The sequence below is a fragment of the Enterobacter sichuanensis genome, assembly GCF_002939185.1.
GTDB lineage: Bacteria > Pseudomonadota > Gammaproteobacteria > Enterobacterales > Enterobacteriaceae > Enterobacter > Enterobacter sichuanensis.
The window spans coordinates 1-22,343 of sequence record NZ_POVL01000045.1 but is presented as its reverse complement, the minus strand read 5'-3'; the positions used below and the strand labels follow the sequence as shown (position 1 = coordinate 22,343).

Sequence of the window (22,343 nt, the reverse complement as noted above, 5' to 3'; positions counted from 1 at the left end):
CGCCCGGCGGGATTAGAAGCCGAGTGACTCCAGCAGATCGTCCACCTGCTCCTGAGACGCCACAATGCCCTCGGCGCGGGTGTCGATCTGCGGACCGTTCTTCAGGTGCGCGTCACCGGTAGCGGCGCTGGCGTCGCGTTCGCTCATGTTTTCCACCAGCACGCTGATAAGCTCCTTCTCCACGGTTTCGATAACGTGCATCAGGCTTTGCAGCACCTGGCCGGTGAGATCCTGGAAGTCCTGCGCCATCATGATTTCCGTCAGCTGGCGGTTGGTTTGCTGGGTCTTTTCCGGCACGTCGTGCAGAAAGGCGCGGGTGGCTTTAACCAGCTCGCGGGCATCGTCCAGCGGCTGCGGATTGGCAAACCACGCATCCCAGCGGGCGCTCAGCGCGGTGGCGCTATCGCTCAGCCCTTCCTGCAGCGGGCGCGCCACCTCTACGCTGGTCAGCGCCCGGTCGGCGGCCTGGGAGGTCTTACCCACCACATAGTTCAGGCGGTCGCGGGTGTTCGGAAACGCGTCCGCGACTTCCATAATCGCCTGTTCCAGACCGAGGTTGGCCATGCTGTCGCGCAGCAGACGGGTCAACTGTCCGATGCGAACGAAAATCTCAGTGGCGTTATCCGCCTGCATGTTTAACGGGGAGTTCATAAGGGTTACCCGAGTTTTTCAAAGATTTTGCCGAGCTTCTCTTCCAGCGTGGCAGCGGTGAACGGTTTAACGATGTAACCATTGGCGCCCGCCTGAGCCGCGGCGATGATGTTCTCTTTCTTCGCTTCTGCGGTCACCATCAGGACCGGCAGTTTTGCCATCGCCGCATCGCTGCGGATGGTTTTCAGCAGCTCCAGTCCGTCGACATTCGGCATGTTCCAGTCGCTGACCACGAAATCGAAGTCGCTGGCGCGCAGCTTGTTGAGCGCGTCCTGACCGTCTTCCGCCTCGTCAATGTGCTTGTAGCCCAGATCCTGCAGCAGGTTTCGTACGATGCGTCGCATGGTGGCGAAGTCGTCTACCACCAGAAAACGCAAATTTTTATCCGACATGGGGGGTATCTCCTGAACGTCGTGAGTCGGTATGGGATGATTTATGTTTATGGAAACTGTCCAGTAAGCACTGGCTGATATCGTCGAGGTCGACGACCTTTTTCGCCGCGCCCAGCGCAATCGCCTCCCGCGGCATGCCGAACACCACGCAGGTGGCTTCGCTCTGCGCGAGGGTAAAGGCGCCGGTCTGGCGCAGGTGCAGCAGGCCACGCGCACCGTCCGCGCCCATGCCGGTCAGCAGGGCGGCGCTGGCGTGTTTGCTGGCCTGACGCGCCACGGAGTCAAACAGCACATCCACCGACGGACGATGACGGTTCACCGGCGGGGCATCGCTGAGCCTGATCCGGTAGCCGTTGTCCTGGCAGATGACCTCCATATGGCGATCGCCCGGGGCAATCAGGGCGGTACCTGGCAGCACCGGCTCGCCATCCTGCGCTTCACGCACGGCAATCTGGCACAGCGAGTCGAGTCGCTGGGCGAAAGAGTGGGTAAAACTGGCAGGCATATGCTGGGCAATCACAATCCCCGGCGTGCTGACCGGCAGCGGCATCAGCACCCGGCGCAGCGCCTCCGTGCCGCCCGTGGAGGCACCAATGGCGATGAGGCTCTGCTGGCGCACGGGAATACCGGCGAGCACCGGCCTGGCAGCCGGGTCGTGCGGGGCCAGCTTCGCGCGGGCCGCGACGCGGATCTTCTCCACCACCAGTTGGCCCCAGCTGTCGATATTCTCTGCACCGCGGTGCTCGGGCTTGGGCAGAAAATCCACCGCGCCGCGCTCAAGCGCGGTCAGAGTGGCTTTCGACCCGCGGGTAGTCAGGGAGGAGACCATAATCACCGGCATCGGGCGCAGGCGCATCAGGCGGGAGAGAAACTCCAGCCCGTCCATCCGCGGCATGTCGATATCCAGCGTCAGCACGTCCGGGTTAAGCTGTTTGATCAACTCGCGCGCGATAAACGCGTCCGGTGCCGTACCGACCATTTCCATATCCGGCTGCTGATTGACCACCGCGCTGAGCATGCTTCGCATCAGCGCGGAATCATCGACCGCCAGCACACGAATCGCCTTCACCGTGTGGCCTCCGTCAGTTCATACACCGACTGCCCCCGCAGGCGCAGCGGAATATGTGCGTGGTTAAAGTGTTCCGAATGGCCGACAAACAGCAGGCCACCTGGCTTAAGCAGACGCGCAAAGCGCTGCAGCAGGCGCTGCTGCGTTGGCGCGTCGAAATAGATCATCACGTTGCGGCAGAAAATGGCGTCGAACGGCCCGGGAACGGACCACTTTTCATCGAGTAAATTCAGCTGCTGATAGTGGATGGCCGCCAACAATTCCCGTCTGGCCTTCACCCATTCGCTGTTATCGCCTGCGCCCCGCAGAAAGTAATGGCGCTTCTGCGCCAGTGTCAGGGCGTCCAGATCGCTCAGCCGGTACACGCCCGCTTCCGCTTTTGCCAGCACCTCGGTGTCGATATCCGACGCCCAGATGCGCGGCCCGGCCACCGACGCGCCAAGCTGCTCGTTCAGCGTCATGGCGATAGAGCAGGGCTCTTCCCCCGTTGAGGCGGCGGTACACCAGACGCGATAGCCATTCGCGCGCTGCCGTGCATGTTCCGCGAGGATCGGGAAGTGATAGGCCTCGCGGAAAAAGGAGGTCAGGTTGGTGGTCAGCGCGTTGATAAAGTTCTGCCATTCCGGGTGCTCTGCGTGCGACTCCAGAAGGGCGATATACTCGCTGAACGTGGCCAGTCCCAGCGTGCGCACGCGACGAGAGAGACGATTGAAAATCATCTCTCGCTTTTGCGCGTTGACGACAATGCCGGCGCGCTTATAGATTAATTTCCCGACACGCTGTAATTCGCTGTCAGTCAGAGAAAGCGTATTCAGGGATAAGCGTGCAGGCGTGCTGTTAATTTCACTCATAGAATGGGATCAGACCTTACACCGGGGTATTCATTATTTCCTGATACGCGCTGATCATCTTATTTCGCGCCTGCATACCGAAGCTGAATGAAATAGAGGATTTCTGCATCGCCAGCATCACGTCATTTAGGGCAATATCGCTACTGCCTGACATCCACTGCTGTGTTTTGTTCTTTGCCTCAACCTGGGTTTTATTTATTTCGTTAATGCTGTTAAATAAAACGTCAGAAAAGGAGGGCGCGTCGCCGCGCGAGGTCTGCAGCCGGTTAGACGGGCCGCTGACCTGCTGCGCCTGGGTCTGAATTTGATCGAGTACGCCACGCATTAATGTCGCTGACATTTTTCAGTTCCTGATAAATGGGATAAAAACCACTGTTTATTGCACATCTTTTAAACGTCGACAGCTTAACACGCGTTTAAAAACCTCAGAAAATCCAATAAGCCGACAGAACTTTGAGCTTATTTATCCTTAAAAAAAACGCCTTTCAGACGATAATGCCCGCCTGAAAAATTCTTATATTTTTGAAATCGTCGACATCACTCTCGCGAATTTCGTGAGCTGACGCGCATCGCTGATGCGTGCTATTTCATACAGGAATACGGCATGAGTGCCACACTAAATGAGTTAACCAACAATCCGGCAGAGCGAATTAAATCGATACTGTCCTCACTTCGCGGCAGCCCGAAGCTTTTGCTGGTGATTTGCGGCGCTGCGGCGCTTTCCGTCATCATCGCGTTAATGTTCTGGGCAAAAGAGCCGGACTACCGGGTGTTGTTCAGCAATATCAGTGATGAAGAGGGGGGCGCGATTGTCGCCCAGCTGTCACAGCTCAATGTGCCTTACCGGATCGATACGCCGGGAGGCGTCATTATGGTGCCGGCCTCCCAGGTGCATGAGGTGCGCATGAAGCTGGCCCAGCAGGGGCTGCCAAAGGGCGGCTCGGTGGGCTTTGAGCTGCTCGATCAGGAGAAGTTTGGCGTCAGCCAGTTCACCGAGCAGGTGAACTACCAGCGCGCACTCGAAGGCGAGTTGGCGCGCACCATCGAAAATCTCGGCCCGATCCAGAGCGCGCGCGTGCATCTGGCCACGCCGAAACCGTCGATGTTTGTCCGCGAACAGAAAAAACCGACCGCTTCGGTCACCGTTAACCTGCTGCAGGGCCGGACCCTGGACGACAGCCAGGTGGTGGCCATCACCCATCTGATCTCCAGTGCGGTGACCGGGCTGGCCGCAGAGAGCGTGACCATTGTCGATCAGCGCGGCAACCTCCTCACCCAGAGCGGGCTGCGAGGCTTGCAGACGGCGCACCTGAAATACACCAATGAAATCGAGAGCGACTACCAGCAGCGCATTCAGCGCATTCTCGCCCCGCTGGTGGGGGATGAAAACATCCGCGCCCAGGTGACTGCGCAGATGGATTTCACCGAGCAGGAGCAGACCCTGGAGCAGTACCAGCCTAACAGCGACCCGGAAAAAATGGCGATCCGCAGCCGTCAGGCCAGCCTCTCGGAGCAGGGCAACCGCCGTGGCGCGAGCGGCGTGCCGGGCGCGTTGAGCAACACCCCACCGGCACCGGCTACCGCGCCGCTGACCCAGCCGCTTAACACGCCTGCGGACGACAAAAAAGAGAAAACCACCGGCAGCAGCGCCAGCCGTGAAACGGCGCAGCCGTACAACAACCGCAGCGATGAGACCACCAACTTTGAGGTGGATCGCACCCTGACCCACACCAAATCCAATGCCGGACGCATCCAGCGCTTGTCGGTCGCGGTGGTGATTAACCACCTGCCGCAAGGGGAAGAGGGCAAGCCGGGGCCGATCGGCGAGGCAGAACTGGCGCGCATTAACGCCCTGGTGAAAGAGGCCATCGGCTACAACGCCGCGCGCGGCGACAGCGTCAACATTCTGAACTCCGCCTTTAACGGCGTGGTGGAAGCACCGATACCGCCGTTCTGGAAGCAGGATCGCTTCTACGCGCTGCTGATGGCGATCGCCCGTTATCTGGTCATTGCCATTATCGCCTGGATCATGTGGCGCAAGCTGGTGCAGCCGGCCTGGGTTCGCCACCAGGAGACCACAATTCGTCGCCTGGAGATGGAAAAAGAGGCCCGGGAAGAAGAAATTGCCGCGAAAAAACGCGCCGCCGAGAAGATCTCCCGCGACCGCGCGCAGCAGCGGGTGGATACGGAACTCAATGGTCAGCAGCTGCGTGAGCTGGCAGAGCAGGAGCCGCGCGTTATCGCCCTGGTGATCCGCCAGTGGATGAGTAAGGAGCCAAAACAATGAATGCCTCAGAAAAAAGCGCCATCGTCATGCTGACGCTGGGAGATGTCCTGGCAGCCGAGGTGTTTAAACACCTCAACGCCCACGAGGTAAAGCAGATCAGTGGTTCGATGGTCAACATGGCGGGTTTTACCCACGACCAGATGGCGAGCGTGCTGGAGGAGTTCAGGAAAGACTCCAGCGAATATGCGGCGCTCAGCCTCAACACCAACGACTACCTGCGCAGCGTGCTGGTCAAGGCGCTGGGCGAAGAGCGAGCCTCCTCGCTGCTGGAAGATCTGCTGGATACCCATCAGGGCACCAACGGGATCGAAACGCTCAACTTTATGGATCCGCAGGCGGTGTTCGACCTTATCCGGGAAGAGCATCCGCAGATCATCGCCACCATCCTGGTGCACCTCAAGCGTAACCAGGCGGCTGATGTGCTGGGCAAATTCGACGATCGCGAGCGTAACGACATCATGCTGCGTATCGCCACCTTTGGCGGCGTCCAGCCTGCCGCGCTGCAGGAGCTGACGGAAGTGCTGAACAACCTGCTGCACGGTCAGAACCTCAAGCGCAGCAAGATGGGCGGCGTCCGTCCGGCGGCCGAGATCCTCAACCTGATGAAATCTCAGCAGGAGGAGGCGGCCATCGAGGCGGTGCGCGAGTTCGACGGCGAACTGGCGCAGAAGATCATCGATGAGATGTTCCTGTTCGAAAACCTGGTGGATGTGGAAGACAGAAGTATTCAGCGTCTGCTGCAGGAGATCGAGAGCGATACGCTGATTGTGGCACTGAAAGGGGCCGACGAGCCGCTGCGCATGAAGTTCTTCCGCAATATGTCGCGCCGTCAGGCCGAGCTGATGGCCGACGATCTGGCCTCGCGTGGCCCGGTGCGTCTGTCGCAGGTGGAAGCCGAACAGAAGACCATTCTCAACGTGGTGCGTCGCCTGGCGGAGTCTGGCGAGATCCTGATTGGAGGCAGCGACGATGCCTACATTTGATGAACACAACGCTACCGGGTGGCGGGCCTGGAAGCCTGAAAACCTGCTGGGTGAGCCGCTGGACACCCCGCTGCCGACAATGGACAACACCCAGTCTGAGGCACTGCTGAAAGCTGAACTGGCGCGCCTGCGCAAGCAGGCGGAGCAGCAGGGATTTGCTCAGGGACAGCAGCAGGGCCAGGAAGAGGGGCGCAAGCAGGGCTACGAGGCCGGGCTGAAAGAGGGCCGCGACGCCGGGTTTGCCCAGGGCGTAGAGCAGGCGCGCGTGGAGCAGCAGGCGCTGCTGCGCGAGGCCGAAGTTTGGGTCAGCAACTTTAAGCTGGCGCTGGAAAACCTCGAAGGGCTGGTCCCCGCGCGTCTGGTGCAGCTGTCGCTCACCGCGGTCCAGCAGCTCTACGGCACTGCCCGCGTGACGGACAACCAGGCGCTGAACGCGCAGATCCGCAGCCTGATGCAGCAGGATGCCCTGCTGCACGGCACCATCCAGCTGTATGTCAGCCCGGACGCGTTTGCGGGGGTGCAGGCGGCGCTGGGCGAAACGCTCACCGCGATGGGCTGGGAGCTGCACCGCGACGCCAGCCTGGCCGCCGGGGGCTGCCGGATTGTCTCCCCGGACGTTGAGGTGGACGCCAGCATGGAAACCCGCTGGCAGGCGCTCTGCCAGCTGGCACGCGAGGAGCTCTCGCAATGAGCCAGCAGCTAAAAAAGTGGCTCTCCGCCCTCGACCGGGTGGAGGAGAAACTCACGCAGGTCCCCGATTTTCGCCAGTACGGCAAGCTGACGCGCGCCACCGGGCTGGTGATGGAGGCCGTGGGGCTGAAGCTGCCCATCGGTGCCCTGTGCATCGTTGAGCGCCAGACGGAGCAGGGAATTATCCCGGTCGAGAGCGAGGTGGTGGGCTTTAATGGCCAGACGCTGTTCCTGATGCCGCTGGAGCATGTCGACGGTATCCTGCCGGGGGCGCGCATCTACGCCCTGCAAAGCGACAGGCACGCCGGTAAACAGCTCCCCGTTGGCCCGCATCTGCTGGGCCGCGTGCTGGATGCCCAGGGCCGTCCGCTGGATGGCCGTCCCGCGCCGGGAAAACCGGCGGCCGGGCTTTTTACCCCGACGCTTAACCCGCTGCACCGCGACCCGATCAAAACCGTGCTCGACGTCGGCGTGCGCGCCATCAACGGCCTGCTGACGGTGGGGCGAGGACAGCGTATGGGCCTGTTCGCCGGTTCCGGCGTCGGCAAAAGCGTGCTGCTCGGCATGATGGCCCGCTTCACCACCGCTGACGTCATCGTGGTGGGGCTGATTGGCGAGCGTGGCCGCGAGGTAAAAGATTTTATCGAGAATATCCTCGGCGAGGAGGGGCTCGCCCGGGCGGTGGTTGTCGCCGCCCCGGCAGACGTCTCGCCGATTTTACGTATGCAGGGCGCCGTCTACGCCACCCGCATCGCGGAGGATTTCCGCGAGCGCGGCCTCAACGTGCTGCTGATCATGGACTCCCTGACCCGCTACGCCATGGCGCAGCGTGAAGTGGCGCTGGCGATTGGCGAACCGCCGGCCACCAAAGGCTATCCGCCGTCGGTGTTTGCCCGCCTGCCTGCCCTGGTTGAGCGCACCGGTAACGGCGTGAAAGGGGGCGGCTCGATCACCGCATTTTATACGGTGCTGACGGAAGGGGACGACCAGCAGGATCCGATTGCCGACTCCGCGCGCGCGATCCTCGACGGCCACATCGTGCTGTCGCGTCGTCTGGCCGAGGCGGGGCACTATCCGGCTATCGATATCGAAGCCTCGATCAGCCGCGCCATGACCGAGCTGATCCCGCATTCCCAGTACCGCCGGGTGCAGCGTTTCAAACAGCTGCTCTCCGCGTACCAGCGCAACCGCGATCTGGTCAGCGTGGGGGCGTACGTCAAAGGGAGCGACGCGATGCTGGACCAGGCCATCGACAAATACCCGTCGCTGGAGGCGTTCCTCCACCAGGCGATCCATGAGCGCAGCGGTTACGACGACGCCATTCGCGCCCTGTCCGGGCTCTTCCCGGACATCAAAGACTAATCCGGAGGCGCGATGAAGGTAAAAAACCCCATGACGCTGCTGCGCGATATGGCCGAAGAGACGCTGACGGAGACCACCCGTGCGCTGGGCGGCGCGCAGCAGCAGCTTCAGCAGGCGCTCACCCAGCACGAACAGCTGCAGCACTACGAGCAGGAGTACCAGCAGTCCCTGCGTCAGGGGATGATGGGCGGCGGCATGTCGGTGGCGGATCTGGTGAATCATCAGTCGTTTATTTTATCGCTGAAGCAGGTCGTCAAGCAGCAGGAAGGCCACGTTAACGCCTGTGAACAGGCGGTCGACAAGGTGAAGCAGAACTGGGTGCAGAACAAGCAGCGCCTGAACGCCTTTGAAACCCTGATTGCCCGCCGGGAGACAGCGCAGGCGCTGGTTCAAAGCCGACATGAACAGAAGCTGATGGATGAATTTGCCCAGCGTGCCGGACAAAAGAGAGAAAGGCTATGAACATTGATATTGCCACCCTGCTGTTGGGCAGCGGGGCTGCGGGCAAACCGAAGGCCGGGCTGCTCGCTGACGAGAACTTCAGCCTGGCGCTGGATGACAAGCTGGCTGAGCTGGCGCAGCTTTTCCCGGGCCTTGACCCGCAGATGCTGGCCGCGCTGCCGGAGGACGCCTTACCTGCCGGGTTACTGCCGGGCAAGTTGGCTGAAGACGCACCTGTCCTCGATGACGAGGGAAGGCCGCTGATGGCTATGCCCGCGCTGGCAGAGGCGTTGCAGGGCATCGCCCTGACCGACGGTGAAGGCGACGAGAGCCCCCAGTGGCAGCTGCAGCAGCTGGTAACCCGCAGCGTCACCGGGGAGGTGCCGGTGAAAGGCGTACCGGGCGAAAAACACGCGGCGCCGGAGGGAAAAACCGCAGCACCGTTGATGATGAGCGGGGATAAAACCCCGGCGGCCGCTGCCGCGCCGCTGGCGGCGCAGCCCGCACCGCTCAGCAGCGAAGCGCTGATCACCACCGAGGTTGCCGCGACGCCAACGGTGAACGCCGTGGCGCTGCCTGCCGCCGTACGCACCAGCGTCGCCCATGCGCCGCAGCAGGTGGTCACCGTTAACCATCCGCCGGAAGCGCCGGAGTGGAAGCAGTCGGTCAGCCAGCACATTGCGGTCTTTAGCCGCAACGGGCTGCACAGTGCGGAGATCCGTCTGCACCCGGAAGAGCTGGGGTCGCTGCAGATTTCCCTGCGCATGCAACAGGATCAGGCACAGATCCATATCGTCAGCGAGCATGCGCACATTCGCCACGTGATGGAGCAGGCGATGCCGCAGCTGCGCGCCGCGATGGCGGAATCCGGCATTCAGCTGGGTCAGTCCAGCGTCAGCGCGGAAGGGCAGTCGTTTGCCGCCGGTGAGCAGGGGGAACACGCCGCGGGCGACGAACATGCCGCGCAGGAGGCGGAAGAGCACGCGCCGGAGGAGGAGAGTGTGCCTACGTTATTAACCACCACCCCCGGAAATATCTACGGAATTAATACCTTTGCCTGAAGTGGCGAATTAGCTTCAGGAATGAAATTTTATCGCCTGATTATCAGGATGATTAAATGGACTACAATGTCCGCCATATTGACACGAGGGTAGCACGCTGCCCTCTCTTATTTATCAGGTGTACGTTCAATGAGTAATAAAAATAAAAAGGTCGCCAGTGGCGGAGGGTCTCGCTCGCTTCTGATGATGTTCATGTTTTTGACTGCCGTTGCGGCGTGCGGAGTTTCCGGCTACCTGTTCTGGGAGATGAAGTTCGCCAAACCGGCACAAGAAGTCGCGGAAGGGGAAATCAAAACACCGCCCGCGCCCGTGCAGGTCGAGCCGCTGTATGCGTCAATGAATACTTTTACCGTCAGCCTGAAGCCGACGGCGAACGAATCGGACCGGGTATTGTACCTGGGCTTGTCGATTCGCGTGGCGGAACAGAAATCACTGGCGGTGCTGGAAAAATATTTGCCGGAATATCGCAGCCGCTTATTTATGTTGCTCACTCACCAGACCTATGAAGATTTATCGACGGATGAAGGAAAGAGTCGCCTGATTACCCATATTCAGAGTGAGCTCGATAAACCGCTGGCATTTAACCAGTCCATTCGCGTCACTGACGTGCTTATTAACGAATTTATTCTGCGGTAATTATTATGGCTGACAGCTTTTTATCTCAGGATGAGATCGACCGTTTGCTTAATGCCGATGTGGAGAGCAACAGCGATCGTCAGAACAATGGGGCAGACCCGGGGATCAAACCCTACGATCCGCATACCCAGCGCCGGGTGATCCGCGAACGTCTGCATTCGCTGGAGATCATTAACGAACGTTTTGCCCGTCAGTTCCGCATGGGGCTGTTTAATCTGCTGCGCCGTAGCCCGGATATTACGGCGGGGAATATTAAGATCCAGCCGTATCACGAGTTTGCCCGCAACCTGCCGGTGCCGACAAACCTGAACCTGCTGCACCTTAACCCGCTGCGCGGCACCTCGCTGATGGCATTCTCGCCAGGGCTGGTGTTTATGGCCGTGGATAACCTGTTCGGCGGCGACGGGCGTTTCCCGACCAAAGCCGACGGCCGCGAGTTCACGCCCACCGAGCAGCGCGTGATCCACCGCATGCTGTCGATGGCGCGCGAGGCGTACGAGTTCGCCTGGAGTTCGATCTACAAAATCAAAACGGAGTACATCCGCTCCGAAATTCAGGTGAAGTTCACCAACATCACCTCGTCGCCGAACGACGTGGTGGTCACCACGCCGTTTTCGGTGGAGATAGGTTCGCACCGCGGGGAGTTCAACATCTGTATTCCCTTCAGCACCATCGAGCCGCTGCGCGAGCTGCTGAGTAACCCGCCGATGGACAACTCACGCCATGAGGACTCCCACTGGCGCGGCCTGCTGGCAAGCCAGATGCGGGAAACCGAGCTGGAGCTCACGGCGCGTTTCGCCGATATCGGCACCCGTCTGTCCCGCGTCATGCAGATGAAAAAAGGCGACATCATCGCGCTGGATAAGCAGGAGTTTATCGAGGCCAGCGTGGGTGGCGTACCGGTCTTCACGGCCCGCTACGGCGCCGTTAACAATCAATATGCCCTGAAGGTCGAGCAGATGATTCAGCCTTCATTACTTTCATTAAACAAGGAGTAATTTCCCCATGAGCGATATGAACACCTCATCGGGTTCTGACGATCAGTCCATCGATAATCTTTGGGGTGAGGCAATGACCGAACAGCACGCGGCGGGAATGACCGACACCATGGCGGGTGCGCAATTTTCTGACGAAATGAACCTGATCCTCGATATCCCGGTAAAAATGACCGTGGAGCTGGGACGCACCAAAATGACCATCAAGGAGCTGCTGCGCTTAAGCCAGGGCTCGGTGGTGTCGCTGGACGGTCTGGCGGGGGAGCCGCTGGATATCCTGATCAATGGTTACCTGATTGCGCAGGGAGAAGTGGTGGTGGTGTCCGATAAATTCGGTATCCGCATCACGGACATCATTACCCCGTCCGAGCGCATGCATCGTCTGAGCCGCTAATGAACGCCACTGACTCCCTTCCGGCCACCGGCTCGGTGCTGATGACGGTCAGCGGCGCGCTGGCCCTGATTATTCTGCTGATGGTGGTGATGGCCTGGGCCGCCCGCCGCAGCGGGCTGGCGCGTCGGCTCAACGACGCCCAGGGCAACATGACCCTGGTGGCGACTCAGTCGCTGGGGCCGCGCGAGCGCCTGGTGCTGGTTGACGTTGGCGACCAGCGTCTAGTACTGGGGGTTACCGCCGCGCAGATTACCTGCCTCGCCACCCAGCCGCGCCCGGAAAACGCCCCGCAGGCCAGTGCGCCCGCGGCGACGTTCCCGCTGATGCTGGAGAAGCTGCGCCAGAAATACCGTCCGGGAGGTGAACAGTGAGTCGTCTGTTGCTGGCATTCATCCTGATGCTGCCTGCCGCCGGTTCGCTGGCGGCCAACGGGGATATCACCCTCGGCCAGCCTTCCGGAGAAGGGGGCTGGACGCTGCCGGTGCAAACCCTGCTGCTGCTGAGCGGCTTTACCTTTATTCCCGCAGTCCTGCTGATGATGACCGGGTTTACCCGCATCATCATTGTGCTGGGGCTGATGCGTAACGCGCTGGGTACGCCCACCGCACCGCCCAATCAGGTGCTGGTGGGGCTGTCGCTGTTTTTGACCTTCTTTGTGATGTCGCCGGTGTTCAGCCAGATCTACGAAAAAGCCTGGCAGCCGCTGCAGGAAAACAAAATCACCATGGAAGTGGCCCTGACGGAAGGGGTGAAGCCGCTGCGCGCTTTCATGCTCGACCAGACCCGCGAAAGCGATCTGGCTACGTTTGCCCGCATCGCGAAAACGCCGGACGTCGCCACGCCGCAGGAGGTGCCACTCAGCATTCTGATCCCGGCGTTTATCACCAGTGAGCTGAAAACCGCGTTCCAGATCGGCTTTACCATTTTTATCCCGTTCCTGATCATCGATCTGGTAGTGGCGAGCATTCTGATGGCGCTGGGGATGATGATGGTGCCGCCGACCACCATTGCCCTGCCGTTCAAGCTGATGCTGTTTGTGCTGGTTGATGGCTGGCAGCTGCTGGTGGGATCGCTGGCCCAGAGCTTTTACAGTTAGGAGAGCCCCATGACCCCCGAAAGCGTAATGGTGATCGGCATGCAGGCCATCAAGGTTGGGCTGATGATCTCCGCCCCGCTGCTGGTGGCCGCGCTGGTCACCGGTCTGATTATCAGTATTTTGCAGGCCGCCACCCAGGTCAACGAAATGACCATGACCTTCATCCCGAAAATCCTGATGATTGTCGGCGTCGCGGTGGCGCTTGGCCCGTGGATGATGAAAATCTTTATTGAATATACCCGCGCGGTGTTCGCCAGCATCCCGTTTGTGATCGGCTGATGGCCTTTGGACTTCCCCTCGATCAGCTCTACGGGCTGGTCAGCCACTACGTTTTCATTATGGTGCGCATTGCGGCGCTGCTGCACGTTGCGCCGGTCTTCAGCGAGAAGGCCGTCAGTGCCCGACTGCGCGCCGGTCTGGCCCTGCTGACGGCGATCCTCATCGGCGGGACGCTGCCCGACGCCGGGGTAGGGCTCTACTCCTGGGAAGGGGTCTGGGTGCTGGCGAAACAGGTGATTATCGGTGCGGCGATGGGGCTGACGCTGCAGTTGCTGTTTGCCGCCGTGCGCTTGTCCGGCGAAATCATCGGCATGCAGATGGGGCTGTCGTTCGCCACCTTCTTTGACCCCGGCGCCGGCAACAGCCCGGTGATCTCGCGTTTTCTCAACCTGCTGGTGACGCTGCTGTTCCTCGTCTTTAACGGCCATCTCTGGCTGCTGGCCCTGCTGGCCGACACCTTCCAGACGCTGCCGATAAACGCCACCCCGCTGCATGCGGGCGGGTTTATCTATCTGGTCACCCATGCGGGGCTGATTTTCAGTCAGGGGCTGATGCTGGGGCTGCCGGTGATTGCCCTGCTGCTGTGCATCAACTTTATTCTCGGGCTGTTAAACCGCCTGACGCCGCAGCTCTCCATTTTCGTGATTGGCTTCCCGCTGACGCTCACCTTCGGCATGCTGGCGCTGTTCCTGATTGCCGAAACGCTGGCCCCGTTCTTTGAGCGCCTGATGGCCACCGGCTTTGACCTGCTGGCCGGGCTGATTCAGGCGCTGGTGTAACCCTCAGTGCATGCAGGCGATGCGGGCGACGGTTTCCGTGCCGGAGGCCAGCACTTTGTCATCCAGCAGATAGACGGTGCTGGTCGCCACTTCGCCCGGCTTAATTTGCGGGAAGATATAGTCGGTCACATCTTGATCCGTGGTCTGACCGCCGAGCTTACGGTGCTGGCTGGTCACGGTCAGATGGATCCGTTTGCCCGACAGTTCCACATCGTAGCGCACCTCCCGGTTCACGGCTTTCGGCAGCCCGTCGCGTTTGCCGTCTTTAAAATGGCTGATGGTGCCGATATAGGTGGTATGCCCGCTGAACAGGCCGTCGCGGTAAGAGCGGTAGATGCCGCGTGCCAGCGTCGCATTGTTGTCATCCTCAATCACGTAGTAGGAGGTGGGGGCGATGCACTGCGACGCGAACGTTGAGGTCTTAAGCCCGTACAGCGCCATGCCGCCCAGCCCGACAACCATCCCGCCGACAAACAGCAGGCTGAGCGGGGATTTAATAAAGGCGAAAATAGAACGATTCGCAATCATTCCCGGAATCCTTAAAGGGTTGTTGGCAGGCAATAAGTCCCTGGAACTGGCTCATTTTTTCTGAGCCGGTGGTGACGTACAGCACCGCCGCCGGTTTCTCATTGGGGCGACGATCCAGCACGTGGCGGGTATAGGTTTGCAGCGTGGACTCAATCAGGGCGCGCTGCGTCTGTTTGTCCTGCTGCACCATCACCTGCGTGCCAGGCGGCACGCCGGGGCCATTCCAGCGCACAAAGTGGACCGGCTGGGGGCTAAAATCGACGATCCCGCGCAGGAGCAGCGCAATCACCAGCCCCACCAGCACGCCACTCAGGGTGACGCAGATCTTCTGCTTCAGGGCATAGTGGCGCGCAGGGGCGTGCGCAGCCACCGGCGACACCTCAGGCGCTGCCGGTTCATCCTGCACGGGCAGGGGCGCGGTCTGCGGCTGAGGCGGCAGTTCGCTGCTGGCGTCCCGCACGAGCAGACGATAGCCGCTGCGCGTCACGGCAATAAGGGTGATGGCTTCCTGCATATCCAACTGGGCGAATGCGCGACGCAGCTTGGTGATCATCACCCGGACGCTGTTGTCGGTCACTTCCACGCCTGCGCTGCGCCAGCCGATCTCCATCAGCTGTTCCTGAGAAAGCACCTCCCCCTGGGCCTCCACCAGTGCGGCAAGGCACAGACACGCGCTTTGGGGAAGGGTGACCGTCTCTTGCGTATCCGTCCGGGCAAGTACGCGGGTCTGTAAATCCAGCGTCACTGACGTTCCAATCGCGATAGGGTTTAGCATAGTTATTTGATTCTTCTGGTGTATTAGGTATCGCTTCTGGCTAGTGTAATGAATAGTAAGAAATACATGTTATTGCGAGCCGAAGGCCAGAGCGACATGCTTTTTATGTCTTACGTCATATTTTTGCAACCACTGCGTAATAACAGCCTTAACGGGATTAAGGTTATTAATCGGAGCGTTATTAACCACATTAAACGTAGTGCTTAATAACGTTTTACTTTAATCATATTAAAACCAATCGGTTACCTCTTTGCTGTCAAAGGGGGCGTCTGTACGGCGTTGATAATGAGACGCTGTCATCATTCAGAATTAATCTTTTTTAATCTGTATATTTTTATTAATTGTGTCGGGAAGGGGGCGGGAGCGGTTGCGAACGAGACCGGCGAATTTATACTGCGTAAACAGATGTTATTGAATTTATTACACAGTATTTATTTTCTTTACAAGGATGACCGATGTTCTCTCTGAAGCGTTTATTGCATACCACCGATATGCCAGCCATGTTTCCCGTCTTTCTCTGCCGTCTGGTGCTGGGCGTATTTTTCTTTACCGCAGGGTTTAATAAATTACTTGTCACCGAGAACCAGCTGCTGATGGTGGACACCATGTATGACGCGGGGATCCCTTTTCCGACAGTGATGGCGGTGGTGGTGGCCTTTCTCGAATGCAGCATGGGTCTGCTGTTGACGCTGGGGTTATTCAGCCGCCTGAGCGCGCTGGTACTGATGGTCATCAGCACCGTGGCGCTGGTCACCATCGGTATCTACACCATTCCGCGCGGGTTGAACCTGATCGCCTGGCTCAGCTGGCTGTTCTATCTGCCCGAGACGCTGTATATCGTGCTCTGTCTGCTGCCTGCGACATGGGGCGGCACGTTCTGGAGTCTCGATGGCTGGCTGGTCAGACGCTGGGATAATGTCCGGCGGATTGTTTTTATTGAGCGATAACAGAAGTGCGCGGTTATCAACGGTTTGAAGAGCATATTTCCAGCCCCCCGCATAATAAAATAGCCCTGTAGAGGCAGCATTGTGCTGTCATGTTTAACAACAGGCGCTGTCATGGTTTTTATTGTCATACTGGTCGTTATTTTTATTACCTTCATTATTCTGGTACAGGCGGGCGTCATGCCGTGGTTTATCCGCACGGAGGGGCAGCGCCTGCGCTCGCAGGTGGATGCCCTGGCACTCCAGCTGCGTGAACAGCTTGACCGGGTCGAAGCACAGCAGCGTTCGATGACCGAAAGCGTGGTCACCCTGAAAAGCTTTGCCCTCGACAAAGCGGCGCCGGGGGAGACCGATCTCCCGGAGGAGACCGGCAACAGCCGTCAGTTTTTCAATGCTCTGGTGAAAGAGACGGGGGAGCGGCTGGGCGGTCGGGCCTGGATTGTGGAAAACACCGGGCGCATCATCGCGGATGCTGCCGGTGCGCCCACCGTGCAATCCCTCAACGATGCCGATCTCCCCATGGCGGTCCCGCTGCGCGCCCTGCTGGCCCAGTCCGGGGAAGGGCTGCGCCATACCCGTTTTCGCAGCGCCAGCGGCGAGCACACCCTGATGGTGGTTCCCCTTACCGACACGCCGTGGCTGCTGGCCATCGATGTCCCCACCCGCCGCATGGGCGAGCGCCCTGGCATTCTGCTCCACAAGCCGTGGCCGCTGGCCGCGCTGCTGCTGGTCTCGACCCTGACGCTGCTTCGCAGCCTGAATCTGCACCTTTCCCGGCTCAATGAAGAGCTGCCGTCGCAGCTGCAAACCGGGCAGGGGGCGCATCTGCCGCCGCTGATGCATGAGGTGGGCGAGCAGGTGAATGCCATCGCCCGGGCGGCCACCGTTATTGCGCAGGAGAACGAACGGCTGCTGCAGGTCCCGGAGGCCAGCGCCAATCTGCTGGCGACGCTCGGCGACAGCGCCACCGGCGTGATCATGGCCATGAAGGCGCTGCATGATGCAGCCCTGCAGATTGCCGACAGCAGCGGGGCGCTGGTTCAGCTGGCGAGCCGCGCCTACAGTTACTCCCTGCATAACGAAGAGGGGATTTTTGCCGTGGAGTCACGCAACCTGGCGAGCCGCTGCGCGCGCTCCTCGAAGGAGCTTCGGGCCCTGATTGACGATGCGATGATGCAGGGGCAGAGCGGTGCGGCGTCGGTGACGCAGAATAACAGCGTACTGATTGAAGAGGTCTGTACCGTGGCGAATGCCCTGATGCAGCGAGTACGGGGCTAACCTGCCGCGACGTTAATCCTTATTTTCGAGCTTATTATGTTTAAATCGACTCAGAGCAGAATCATCCTGCTGGTTTCTGCTTTCTTTTTACTGCTGACGGGCATCACCCTGTGGGTGGTGATGCGGCTGGTGGCGCCGTCGCTGCTTAAAACCGAGTATCAGCGCGTCCATGCTCAGATTGGCGAACAGGCAACAGCCATTACCACGCAAATGTCCCGCGTGCAGGCCCAGCAGCGGAGCCTGACCGAGACCGTCTCCCTGCTGGAGAGTGCGCAGATAGACAACCTGCTGCCGGCGCTGATTAACCAGAACGGCGACAGCGCGCTTTTCGGCGGCGGCGTCTGGCCGCTTCCCGGCATGCGTGAGGCGGGCATCGACCGGCACAGCACCTTCTTTGCCCGGGACCGGGAAAACCGGCTGCGCCTGAACAGCACCTGGAACGACGCCAGCGCGCCGCCCTACTGGGAACAGTCGTGGTTCAAAGCCGGATCCCGTGCGGCGAAAGGCCAGTGCGCCTGGGCTGAGGCCTATATAGACGCGGCCAGCCCGCAGCCGCGGACCAACTGCGCGATGCCCGTCTATCGCCACGGCCAGCTGTGGGGCGTGGCAACCCTTGACCTGACGCTCGGCTTCTTTAACGCGCTGGCCCGCAAGATGGCTGAACCTATTGAAGGCGGCGTGCTGATCGTGGAGGCCAGCGGCAAGATCGTCGGCTACAGCCGCGCATCCGACGAGACGCCACCGCTGAAAAATATCAGTGAACTGCCGGGACATGAAATTGCCATTCTGCAGGCGATGCTGGCGCAGGCGAAGGAGACACCGCTGGAGCGAACCTATCAGGCGCAGGATGGGGAACACACCATTTTTGTTTATCCCATCAAGGGCAGCCCGTGGTTTGTGGCGACAGATACCCGCAGCAGCCTGTTGAGCCAGCAGACGCACGCTATCCTGACGCGTCTGGGTATGGTGCAGATCCCGCTGTTACTGCTGCTGGGCGTGGTGCTGGTGCTGACCATTCGCGCGGTGATGCGTAACCTGCATACGGTGAGCGACCGCCTGGCCACCCTGTCCGCAGGCGGCGCGGATTTAACCCGCCGTCTGCCGGAGAGCAGCAGCCAGGAGCTCAACGCCATCGCCCGCAACGTCAACGCGTTTATGAGTTATCTGCAGGGGCTGTTACAGCAGGTGGGGAGCAGCACCCGCACCATTGCCGCCGCCTCGCACCAGATTGCCGAAGGCAACGTGTCGCTGTCCTCGCGCACCGAAGAGCAGTCCGCCTCTCTGACGCAGACGGCGGCCTCGATGGAGGAGATCGCAGGAATTGTGGCGAACAACGCCGATAACGCGGAACACGCCGACCGGCTGGCGACCGACGCCGCAGCGGTAGCGCAGCGCGGCGCCGGGCTGATGACCTCGGCAGTGGAGAAAATGCGCCATATTGAATCCTCATCCCTGCGGGTGGCGGACATTGTGGGGGTAATTGACGGTATTGCCTACCAGACCAATATTCTGGCGCTGAACGCGGCGGTGGAAGCCGCGCGCGCGGGGGAGCAGGGGCGTGGCTTCGCCGTGGTGGCGACGGAAGTGCGCAACCTGGCGCTGCGAGCCTCCAGCTCTGCCCGGGAGATCCGCGAGCTGATTAACGACGCGGTCGCGGGCGTGCAGGAGGGCAGTAGCCTGGTGCAGGCAGCGGGGGAGACCATGAACGCGCTGGTGACCTCCGTGAGCGAGGTATCAGCCCTGATGGAGGAGGTGAAAACCGCCAGCCGGGAGCAGAGCGTGGGTATCGCCCAGGTGAATGTGGCGGTCTGCCAGCTGGAAGGTGCGACCCAGCAGAATGCGTCGCTGGTGGCGGAAGTGTCGTCTGCTGCTAAAGCGATGGAAGAGCAGGCGCAAGAGCTGGAAAGTGTGGTTAATCGGTTTAAGGTTTAATTTTATTTGCACGGGCGACGTCCTCTCCCGACGGGAGAGGACTGGGGTGAGGGGGAACATACGGCTGTGGAGGTTATTCCGTTCACTTTATGTTCCTTGCTACTCTGTAACGACATGACCTGTGAACGTGCCAGGGTGGCTCAGTCGCCACCACCCTGGCGACCCGGGCTCCCGGCGGTAAATCGCCGCTTCGCGGATTGTTCGCCCCATCCCTGGGGCTCACCCCTTCGGGGCCAGCGCAGGCGCTGTCCAAAATTGCTCCCGGCAATTTTGTCTTCGGCTTATTCCTTCCGGCTTATCGGGGACGGGCGGAGGTAACGTCCCTGTAAAGCCCGCCCTCTCGGCGCATCCATGCGCCTCGCCCCGGCCTGCAGGAAACGCCTCAGCGATTTACAGCCGGACCAGGGTGTCGCTGTAAGCCATTAATTTTTCGGAGCAACATTCATCGCTTCAGGTAAAACTACCGGGGTAAGGGAAAGGAGGAAAAGCAGACCTGTGCCTGAAATAAAGACCGCACCGAACGGTCCCCTCGCCCCTTTGGGGAGAGGGTTAGGGTGAGGGGAAGTTCCCCCCGGCACAAATCTGGAAGGCGCCTCGCAATCCCACAAGTAACCTTATGTAATCCGTGGTTTACCCTGTTGTTTGTTTTCATCACATCGTAAAGTGCCTGCGTTGCGGCAACATCCGCAACCGGGCGTGAGAACCTGAAGATACAAGGTGATACCGGAGCGACCTGCGGGTTGGCTCCCTTGTGATTCAGTTCTCATCTCCCTGGAGGCTTTCCTATGACTCTTCTGTCCACTCTCTCTGACGCATCCCACCATAGCTTCACCGAACAACTCATCGCCTTACCCCTTCCGACCTGTTTGACGTGGCCGATCTCTGCACCGCGTTTGCCAGCGCGCTGATCGAAACGCAGAGCGTGAGCGAACGCCATGCCCTCTGCGGGCGCCTGCTGCATGCCCTGGAGGCGCTGGAACGTCTGTGTGACGATCTGCCGCCGCATCTGATTGAACAACTGATTGCCGGTGACGCCGCGCCGTCCTGTATGCCGCACTGCTGGCAGGAGACGATCACCACGGTCACCTATGCCCGGTCGCTGGCGCAGGCGATTCAGGGGAATACGCTGCCGCAGGAGGTGAATCACGTGCTGACCGGATTACTGCATGACATGGTCTTTCTGCTGGCGGAGTTTGTGAAGGAACCTTATCTGCGCGCTTAAAACCAAGCCGGGTGGCGGCTTCGCCTGACCCGGCCTACGAAACCAGCAGGCCCGTGCAAGCGCAGCGCCGCCGGGCAATGGGCACCGCGCACAAAAACAAAAAAGCCCTCCGGGGAGGAGGGCAAACCGCGCGTGAGGCACGCGCGTAATGACAATGTAAGGTGGTTTTGTCCAGATTAACGCAGCAGGGACAGCACGTTCTGCGGAACCTGGTTGGCCTGGGCCAGTACGGAGACACCTGCCTGCTGCAGAATGTTCGCACGGCTCATAGCAGACACTTCCACGGAGAAGTCAGCGTCCTGAATACGGGAGCGCGCTTCGGTGGTGTTGATGATGTTAGTGTTCAGGTTCGCAATGATGGAGCTGAAGCGGTTCTGAACGGCACCCAGGTCGGCACGGAAGTCACCGATTTGAGTGATTGCATCAGACAGCTTCTCCAGCAGGTTGTCAGCAGCAGCCGCACCAAACTCCTTCAGCACAACATCACTGTCGGCAGGACGAACGTCAGTAGCAGTTGGCGCACCGGTAGCATCAAAAGTGATTTCTTGTAATACCTTACCACCAGTACCATCATCGCCGCCGTAAACGAAGTAGCGATCGCTTGTGCCATCGTTCATCGTGATCATCTTCATACCAGAAGATTCAACGGTTTCACCAGTTCCGAAGGCTGCTGCAGCAACATTGTCAAGTATGGCGGCAGTCAGGGTAATGTCTGTACCTGCACCATTAACTTTATCACCCTCTTTAAGCGCGGTAGACGATCCTTCTGTGAAATCACTTTTCCCGTGAAGCAGCATATCGATGTCAGCCGGGTCAGTAATCTCTGCTGTATCAGGATTTGCACCCAGTTTTAATTTAGCCCCCGTTGCGTCCCATTTAGGATCGGTGATTTCAACCATTTTTTCAGAATTTTCACCATACGCAAAGATTCGGGTAGTACCATTGTCATCGTAGGTCATTACCTTAACATCTGCTACGTCAGCTTCACCCACAACAGCTTTAAGAGCATCTCTTTCTGTATCAGCAAGTTCCCAAACCTTACCCGATGCGTGTCCGATATCCACATCACCATTTGCCTGCTCGACTGCGGCATCATCAAACTGACTTGCCAGCGTACCCGCACCATTCACGGTAATCCCGATATCCTCGAAATCAGCCAGGAAGTTGTCCAGACCCAGGGTCTGCATATCCAGCTTGTTCAGGGTAATGTCGATGGTATCGTCGTCTTTATCACCAATCTGAATGGTGATTTTAGATTGTGAACCGTCAAAGACCTTCACGCCGTTGAAGTTGGTGGTTTCCGCCACGCGCTGGATCTCTTGCAGACGGGAAGCAATTTCTTTTTTGATGGAGTCACGGTCGCCGGCAGAGTTGGTGCCGTTTTTCGCCTGTACGGTCAGCTCGCGGATGCGCTGCATGTTTTCGGTCACTTCTTCCAGCGCACCTTCGGTGGTCTGCGCCAGGGAGATACCGTCGTTGGCGTTACGCGCCGCCTGGGTCATGCCGCGGATGGAGGAGGTGAAGCGGTTAGAAATCGCCAGGCCTGCGGCATCGTCCTTCGCGCTGTTGATACGCATACCGGAAGAGAGACGCTGAATAGCGGTACCCAGAGAGCTCTGAGATTTGTTCAGGTTGTTCTGCGCCATCAGGCTCAGTGCGTTGGTATTAATGACCTGTGCCATTGTTATATCCTTCTAA

Annotated in this window: 25 protein-coding genes; 17 read left to right on the top strand and 8 right to left on the bottom strand. The window is 59.6% G+C overall.

The genetic code is table 11. From position 1 onward, the window contains the following. Nucleotides 1-12: 12 nt before the first annotated feature. The 5 genes from cheZ to fliE are packed head-to-tail and all read right to left on the bottom strand — an operon-like array spanning nucleotide 13 to nucleotide 3,303. Entirely contained in the window at nucleotides 13-651 is a 639-nt protein-coding gene (cheZ, locus tag C5687_RS18160) for a protein phosphatase CheZ (protein ID WP_025758664.1), read from the bottom strand. A gap of 5 nt (nucleotides 652-656) precedes the next feature. Then, nucleotides 657-1,043: a chemotaxis response regulator CheY gene (gene cheY / locus C5687_RS18155; RefSeq protein ID WP_059385156.1), complete on the bottom strand. Its 387-nt coding sequence runs from the start codon at nucleotides 1,041-1,043 to the stop codon at nucleotides 657-659. Continuing rightward, entirely contained in the window at nucleotides 1,033-2,112 is a 1,080-nt protein-coding gene (locus C5687_RS18150) for a protein-glutamate methylesterase/protein-glutamine glutaminase (RefSeq protein WP_104557509.1), read from the bottom strand. Before C5687_RS18150 ends, cheY begins: the two co-directional genes overlap by 11 nt. Further along, nucleotides 2,109-2,963 (bottom strand): CheR family methyltransferase, encoded by an 855-nt coding sequence (locus tag C5687_RS18145; protein ID WP_059385154.1) that lies wholly within the window; start codon nucleotides 2,961-2,963, stop codon nucleotides 2,109-2,111. Before C5687_RS18145 ends, C5687_RS18150 begins: the two co-directional genes overlap by 4 nt. A 16-nt stretch (nucleotides 2,964-2,979) precedes the next feature. Then, nucleotides 2,980-3,303, bottom strand: coding sequence for a flagellar hook-basal body complex protein FliE (fliE, locus tag C5687_RS18140; protein ID WP_104557508.1), 324 nt, complete (start codon nucleotides 3,301-3,303; stop codon nucleotides 2,980-2,982). Nucleotides 3,304-3,567: 264 nt separating this feature from the next. Here fliE and fliF point away from each other — a divergent pair, with 264 nt between their 5' ends. The 13 genes from fliF (at nucleotide 3,568) to fliR (ending at nucleotide 13,966) form a co-directional block, all read left to right on the top strand. Further along, nucleotides 3,568-5,250, top strand: a complete 1,683-nt coding sequence (gene fliF, locus C5687_RS18135) for a flagellar basal-body MS-ring/collar protein FliF (protein ID WP_104557507.1) — start codon at nucleotides 3,568-3,570, stop codon at nucleotides 5,248-5,250. Beyond that, the gene (fliG, locus tag C5687_RS18130) at nucleotides 5,247-6,233 is read left to right on the top strand and encodes a flagellar motor switch protein FliG (RefSeq protein ID WP_104557506.1); all 987 of its coding nucleotides are present in this window, start codon (nucleotides 5,247-5,249) and stop codon (nucleotides 6,231-6,233) included. The genes fliF and fliG overlap by 4 nt, the downstream gene beginning before the upstream one ends. Beyond that, nucleotides 6,220-6,924 (top strand): flagellar assembly protein FliH, encoded by a 705-nt coding sequence (locus C5687_RS18125; RefSeq protein WP_104557505.1) that lies wholly within the window; start codon nucleotides 6,220-6,222, stop codon nucleotides 6,922-6,924. The genes fliG and C5687_RS18125 overlap by 14 nt, the downstream gene beginning before the upstream one ends. After that, nucleotides 6,921-8,285, top strand: a complete 1,365-nt coding sequence (gene fliI / locus C5687_RS18120; RefSeq protein WP_104557504.1) for a flagellar protein export ATPase FliI — start codon at nucleotides 6,921-6,923, stop codon at nucleotides 8,283-8,285. Before C5687_RS18125 ends, fliI begins: the two co-directional genes overlap by 4 nt. Nucleotides 8,286-8,297: 12 nt before the next feature. Beyond that, nucleotides 8,298-8,747 carry a flagellar export protein FliJ gene (gene fliJ / locus C5687_RS18115; protein WP_032672560.1) on the top strand — a complete coding sequence of 150 codons (450 nt, stop codon included), beginning with the start codon at nucleotides 8,298-8,300 and terminating at the stop codon, nucleotides 8,745-8,747. Next, nucleotides 8,744-9,787: a flagellar hook-length control protein FliK gene (locus C5687_RS18110; protein WP_104557503.1), complete on the top strand. Its 1,044-nt coding sequence runs from the start codon at nucleotides 8,744-8,746 to the stop codon at nucleotides 9,785-9,787. Before fliJ ends, C5687_RS18110 begins: the two co-directional genes overlap by 4 nt. A gap of 129 nt (nucleotides 9,788-9,916) precedes the next feature. Then, nucleotides 9,917-10,423, top strand: a complete 507-nt coding sequence (locus C5687_RS18105) for a flagellar basal body-associated FliL family protein (RefSeq protein WP_104557502.1) — start codon at nucleotides 9,917-9,919, stop codon at nucleotides 10,421-10,423. A gap of 5 nt (nucleotides 10,424-10,428) precedes the next feature. Beyond that, on the top strand, nucleotides 10,429-11,421 hold the full coding sequence (gene fliM, locus C5687_RS18100; RefSeq protein WP_059385146.1) for a flagellar motor switch protein FliM: 993 nt from the start codon (nucleotides 10,429-10,431) through the stop codon (nucleotides 11,419-11,421). Nucleotides 11,422-11,428: 7 nt separating this feature from the next. Continuing rightward, nucleotides 11,429-11,812 (top strand): flagellar motor switch protein FliN, encoded by a 384-nt coding sequence (gene fliN / locus C5687_RS18095; RefSeq protein WP_059385145.1) that lies wholly within the window; start codon nucleotides 11,429-11,431, stop codon nucleotides 11,810-11,812. Then, complete coding sequence (fliO, locus tag C5687_RS18090; protein ID WP_104557501.1) at nucleotides 11,812-12,183, top strand: flagellar biosynthetic protein FliO; 372 nt, start codon at nucleotides 11,812-11,814, stop codon at nucleotides 12,181-12,183. The genes fliN and fliO overlap by 1 nt, the downstream gene beginning before the upstream one ends. Nucleotides 12,184-12,209: 26 nt before the next feature. Then, the gene (gene fliP / locus C5687_RS18085) at nucleotides 12,210-12,908 is read left to right on the top strand and encodes a flagellar type III secretion system pore protein FliP (protein WP_104557522.1); all 699 of its coding nucleotides are present in this window, start codon (nucleotides 12,210-12,212) and stop codon (nucleotides 12,906-12,908) included. Nucleotides 12,909-12,917: 9 nt separating this feature from the next. Then, entirely contained in the window at nucleotides 12,918-13,187 is a 270-nt protein-coding gene (fliQ, locus tag C5687_RS18080) for a flagellar biosynthesis protein FliQ (RefSeq protein WP_059385143.1), read from the top strand. Then, nucleotides 13,187-13,966, top strand: coding sequence for a flagellar biosynthetic protein FliR (fliR, locus tag C5687_RS18075; RefSeq protein ID WP_104557500.1), 780 nt, complete (start codon nucleotides 13,187-13,189; stop codon nucleotides 13,964-13,966). The genes fliQ and fliR overlap by 1 nt, the downstream gene beginning before the upstream one ends. Nucleotides 13,967-13,969: 3 nt before the next feature. Here fliR and C5687_RS18070 read toward each other — a convergent pair whose 3' ends face one another. Together C5687_RS18070 and C5687_RS18065 are read right to left on the bottom strand one after the other, a co-directional pair. After that, nucleotides 13,970-14,494 carry a hypothetical protein gene (locus tag C5687_RS18070; RefSeq protein ID WP_059385141.1) on the bottom strand — a complete coding sequence of 175 codons (525 nt, stop codon included), beginning with the start codon at nucleotides 14,492-14,494 and terminating at the stop codon, nucleotides 13,970-13,972. Beyond that, nucleotides 14,460-15,269: a winged helix-turn-helix domain-containing protein gene (locus tag C5687_RS18065; RefSeq protein ID WP_059385140.1), complete on the bottom strand. Its 810-nt coding sequence runs from the start codon at nucleotides 15,267-15,269 to the stop codon at nucleotides 14,460-14,462. Before C5687_RS18065 ends, C5687_RS18070 begins: the two co-directional genes overlap by 35 nt. Nucleotides 15,270-15,724: 455 nt before the next feature. Here C5687_RS18065 and C5687_RS18060 point away from each other — a divergent pair, with 455 nt between their 5' ends. The 4 genes from C5687_RS18060 to C5687_RS18045 all read left to right on the top strand — a co-directional run bounded on the left by C5687_RS18060 (nucleotide 15,725) and on the right by C5687_RS18045 (nucleotide 20,645). Then, a complete protein-coding gene (locus C5687_RS18060; RefSeq protein ID WP_104557499.1) occupies nucleotides 15,725-16,216 on the top strand; it encodes a DoxX family protein in 492 nt (163 codons plus the stop codon). A 111-nt stretch (nucleotides 16,217-16,327) separates the two neighbouring features. Then, nucleotides 16,328-17,491: a methyl-accepting chemotaxis protein gene (locus C5687_RS24745; RefSeq protein ID WP_104557498.1), complete on the top strand. Its 1,164-nt coding sequence runs from the start codon at nucleotides 16,328-16,330 to the stop codon at nucleotides 17,489-17,491. 36 nt (nucleotides 17,492-17,527) lie between these two features. Continuing rightward, nucleotides 17,528-19,423 (top strand): methyl-accepting chemotaxis protein, encoded by a 1,896-nt coding sequence (locus C5687_RS18050; RefSeq protein ID WP_104557497.1) that lies wholly within the window; start codon nucleotides 17,528-17,530, stop codon nucleotides 19,421-19,423. 871 nt (nucleotides 19,424-20,294) lie between these two features. Further along, nucleotides 20,295-20,645, top strand: coding sequence for a hypothetical protein (locus C5687_RS18045; protein WP_238380493.1), 351 nt, complete (start codon nucleotides 20,295-20,297; stop codon nucleotides 20,643-20,645). Nucleotides 20,646-20,821: 176 nt separating this feature from the next. Here the strand turns inward: C5687_RS18045 and C5687_RS18040 are convergent, their stop codons facing one another. Continuing rightward, a complete protein-coding gene (locus tag C5687_RS18040; RefSeq protein ID WP_104557496.1) occupies nucleotides 20,822-22,327 on the bottom strand; it encodes a flagellin N-terminal helical domain-containing protein in 1,506 nt (501 codons plus the stop codon). Nucleotides 22,328-22,343: the final 16 nt, after the last annotated feature.

Coding starts and splice junctions, on each gene's coding strand:
- cheZ (WP_025758664.1), bottom strand. CDS start 651: ATGAACTCCCCGTTAAACATGCAGGCGGATAACGCCACTGAGATTTTC.
- cheY (WP_059385156.1), bottom strand. CDS start 1,043: ATGTCGGATAAAAATTTGCGTTTTCTGGTGGTAGACGACTTCGCCACC.
- C5687_RS18145 (WP_059385154.1), bottom strand. CDS start 2,963: ATGAGTGAAATTAACAGCACGCCTGCACGCTTATCCCTGAATACGCTT.
- fliE (WP_104557508.1), bottom strand. CDS start 3,303: ATGTCAGCGACATTAATGCGTGGCGTACTCGATCAAATTCAGACCCAG.
- fliF (WP_104557507.1), top strand. CDS start 3,568: ATGAGTGCCACACTAAATGAGTTAACCAACAATCCGGCAGAGCGAATT.
- fliG (WP_104557506.1), top strand. CDS start 5,247: ATGAATGCCTCAGAAAAAAGCGCCATCGTCATGCTGACGCTGGGAGAT.
- C5687_RS18125 (WP_104557505.1), top strand. CDS start 6,220: ATGCCTACATTTGATGAACACAACGCTACCGGGTGGCGGGCCTGGAAG.
- fliI (WP_104557504.1), top strand. CDS start 6,921: ATGAGCCAGCAGCTAAAAAAGTGGCTCTCCGCCCTCGACCGGGTGGAG.
- fliJ (WP_032672560.1), top strand. CDS start 8,298: ATGAAGGTAAAAAACCCCATGACGCTGCTGCGCGATATGGCCGAAGAG.
- C5687_RS18110 (WP_104557503.1), top strand. CDS start 8,744: ATGAACATTGATATTGCCACCCTGCTGTTGGGCAGCGGGGCTGCGGGC.
- C5687_RS18105 (WP_104557502.1), top strand. CDS start 9,917: ATGAGTAATAAAAATAAAAAGGTCGCCAGTGGCGGAGGGTCTCGCTCG.
- fliM (WP_059385146.1), top strand. CDS start 10,429: ATGGCTGACAGCTTTTTATCTCAGGATGAGATCGACCGTTTGCTTAAT.
- fliN (WP_059385145.1), top strand. CDS start 11,429: ATGAGCGATATGAACACCTCATCGGGTTCTGACGATCAGTCCATCGAT.
- fliO (WP_104557501.1), top strand. CDS start 11,812: ATGAACGCCACTGACTCCCTTCCGGCCACCGGCTCGGTGCTGATGACG.
- fliP (WP_104557522.1), top strand. CDS start 12,210: ATGCTGCCTGCCGCCGGTTCGCTGGCGGCCAACGGGGATATCACCCTC.
- fliQ (WP_059385143.1), top strand. CDS start 12,918: ATGACCCCCGAAAGCGTAATGGTGATCGGCATGCAGGCCATCAAGGTT.
- fliR (WP_104557500.1), top strand. CDS start 13,187: ATGGCCTTTGGACTTCCCCTCGATCAGCTCTACGGGCTGGTCAGCCAC.
- C5687_RS18070 (WP_059385141.1), bottom strand. CDS start 14,494: ATGATTGCGAATCGTTCTATTTTCGCCTTTATTAAATCCCCGCTCAGC.
- C5687_RS18065 (WP_059385140.1), bottom strand. CDS start 15,269: ATGCTAAACCCTATCGCGATTGGAACGTCAGTGACGCTGGATTTACAG.
- C5687_RS18060 (WP_104557499.1), top strand. CDS start 15,725: ATGTTCTCTCTGAAGCGTTTATTGCATACCACCGATATGCCAGCCATG.
- C5687_RS24745 (WP_104557498.1), top strand. CDS start 16,328: ATGGTTTTTATTGTCATACTGGTCGTTATTTTTATTACCTTCATTATT.
- C5687_RS18050 (WP_104557497.1), top strand. CDS start 17,528: ATGTTTAAATCGACTCAGAGCAGAATCATCCTGCTGGTTTCTGCTTTC.
- C5687_RS18040 (WP_104557496.1), bottom strand. CDS start 22,327: ATGGCACAGGTCATTAATACCAACGCACTGAGCCTGATGGCGCAGAAC.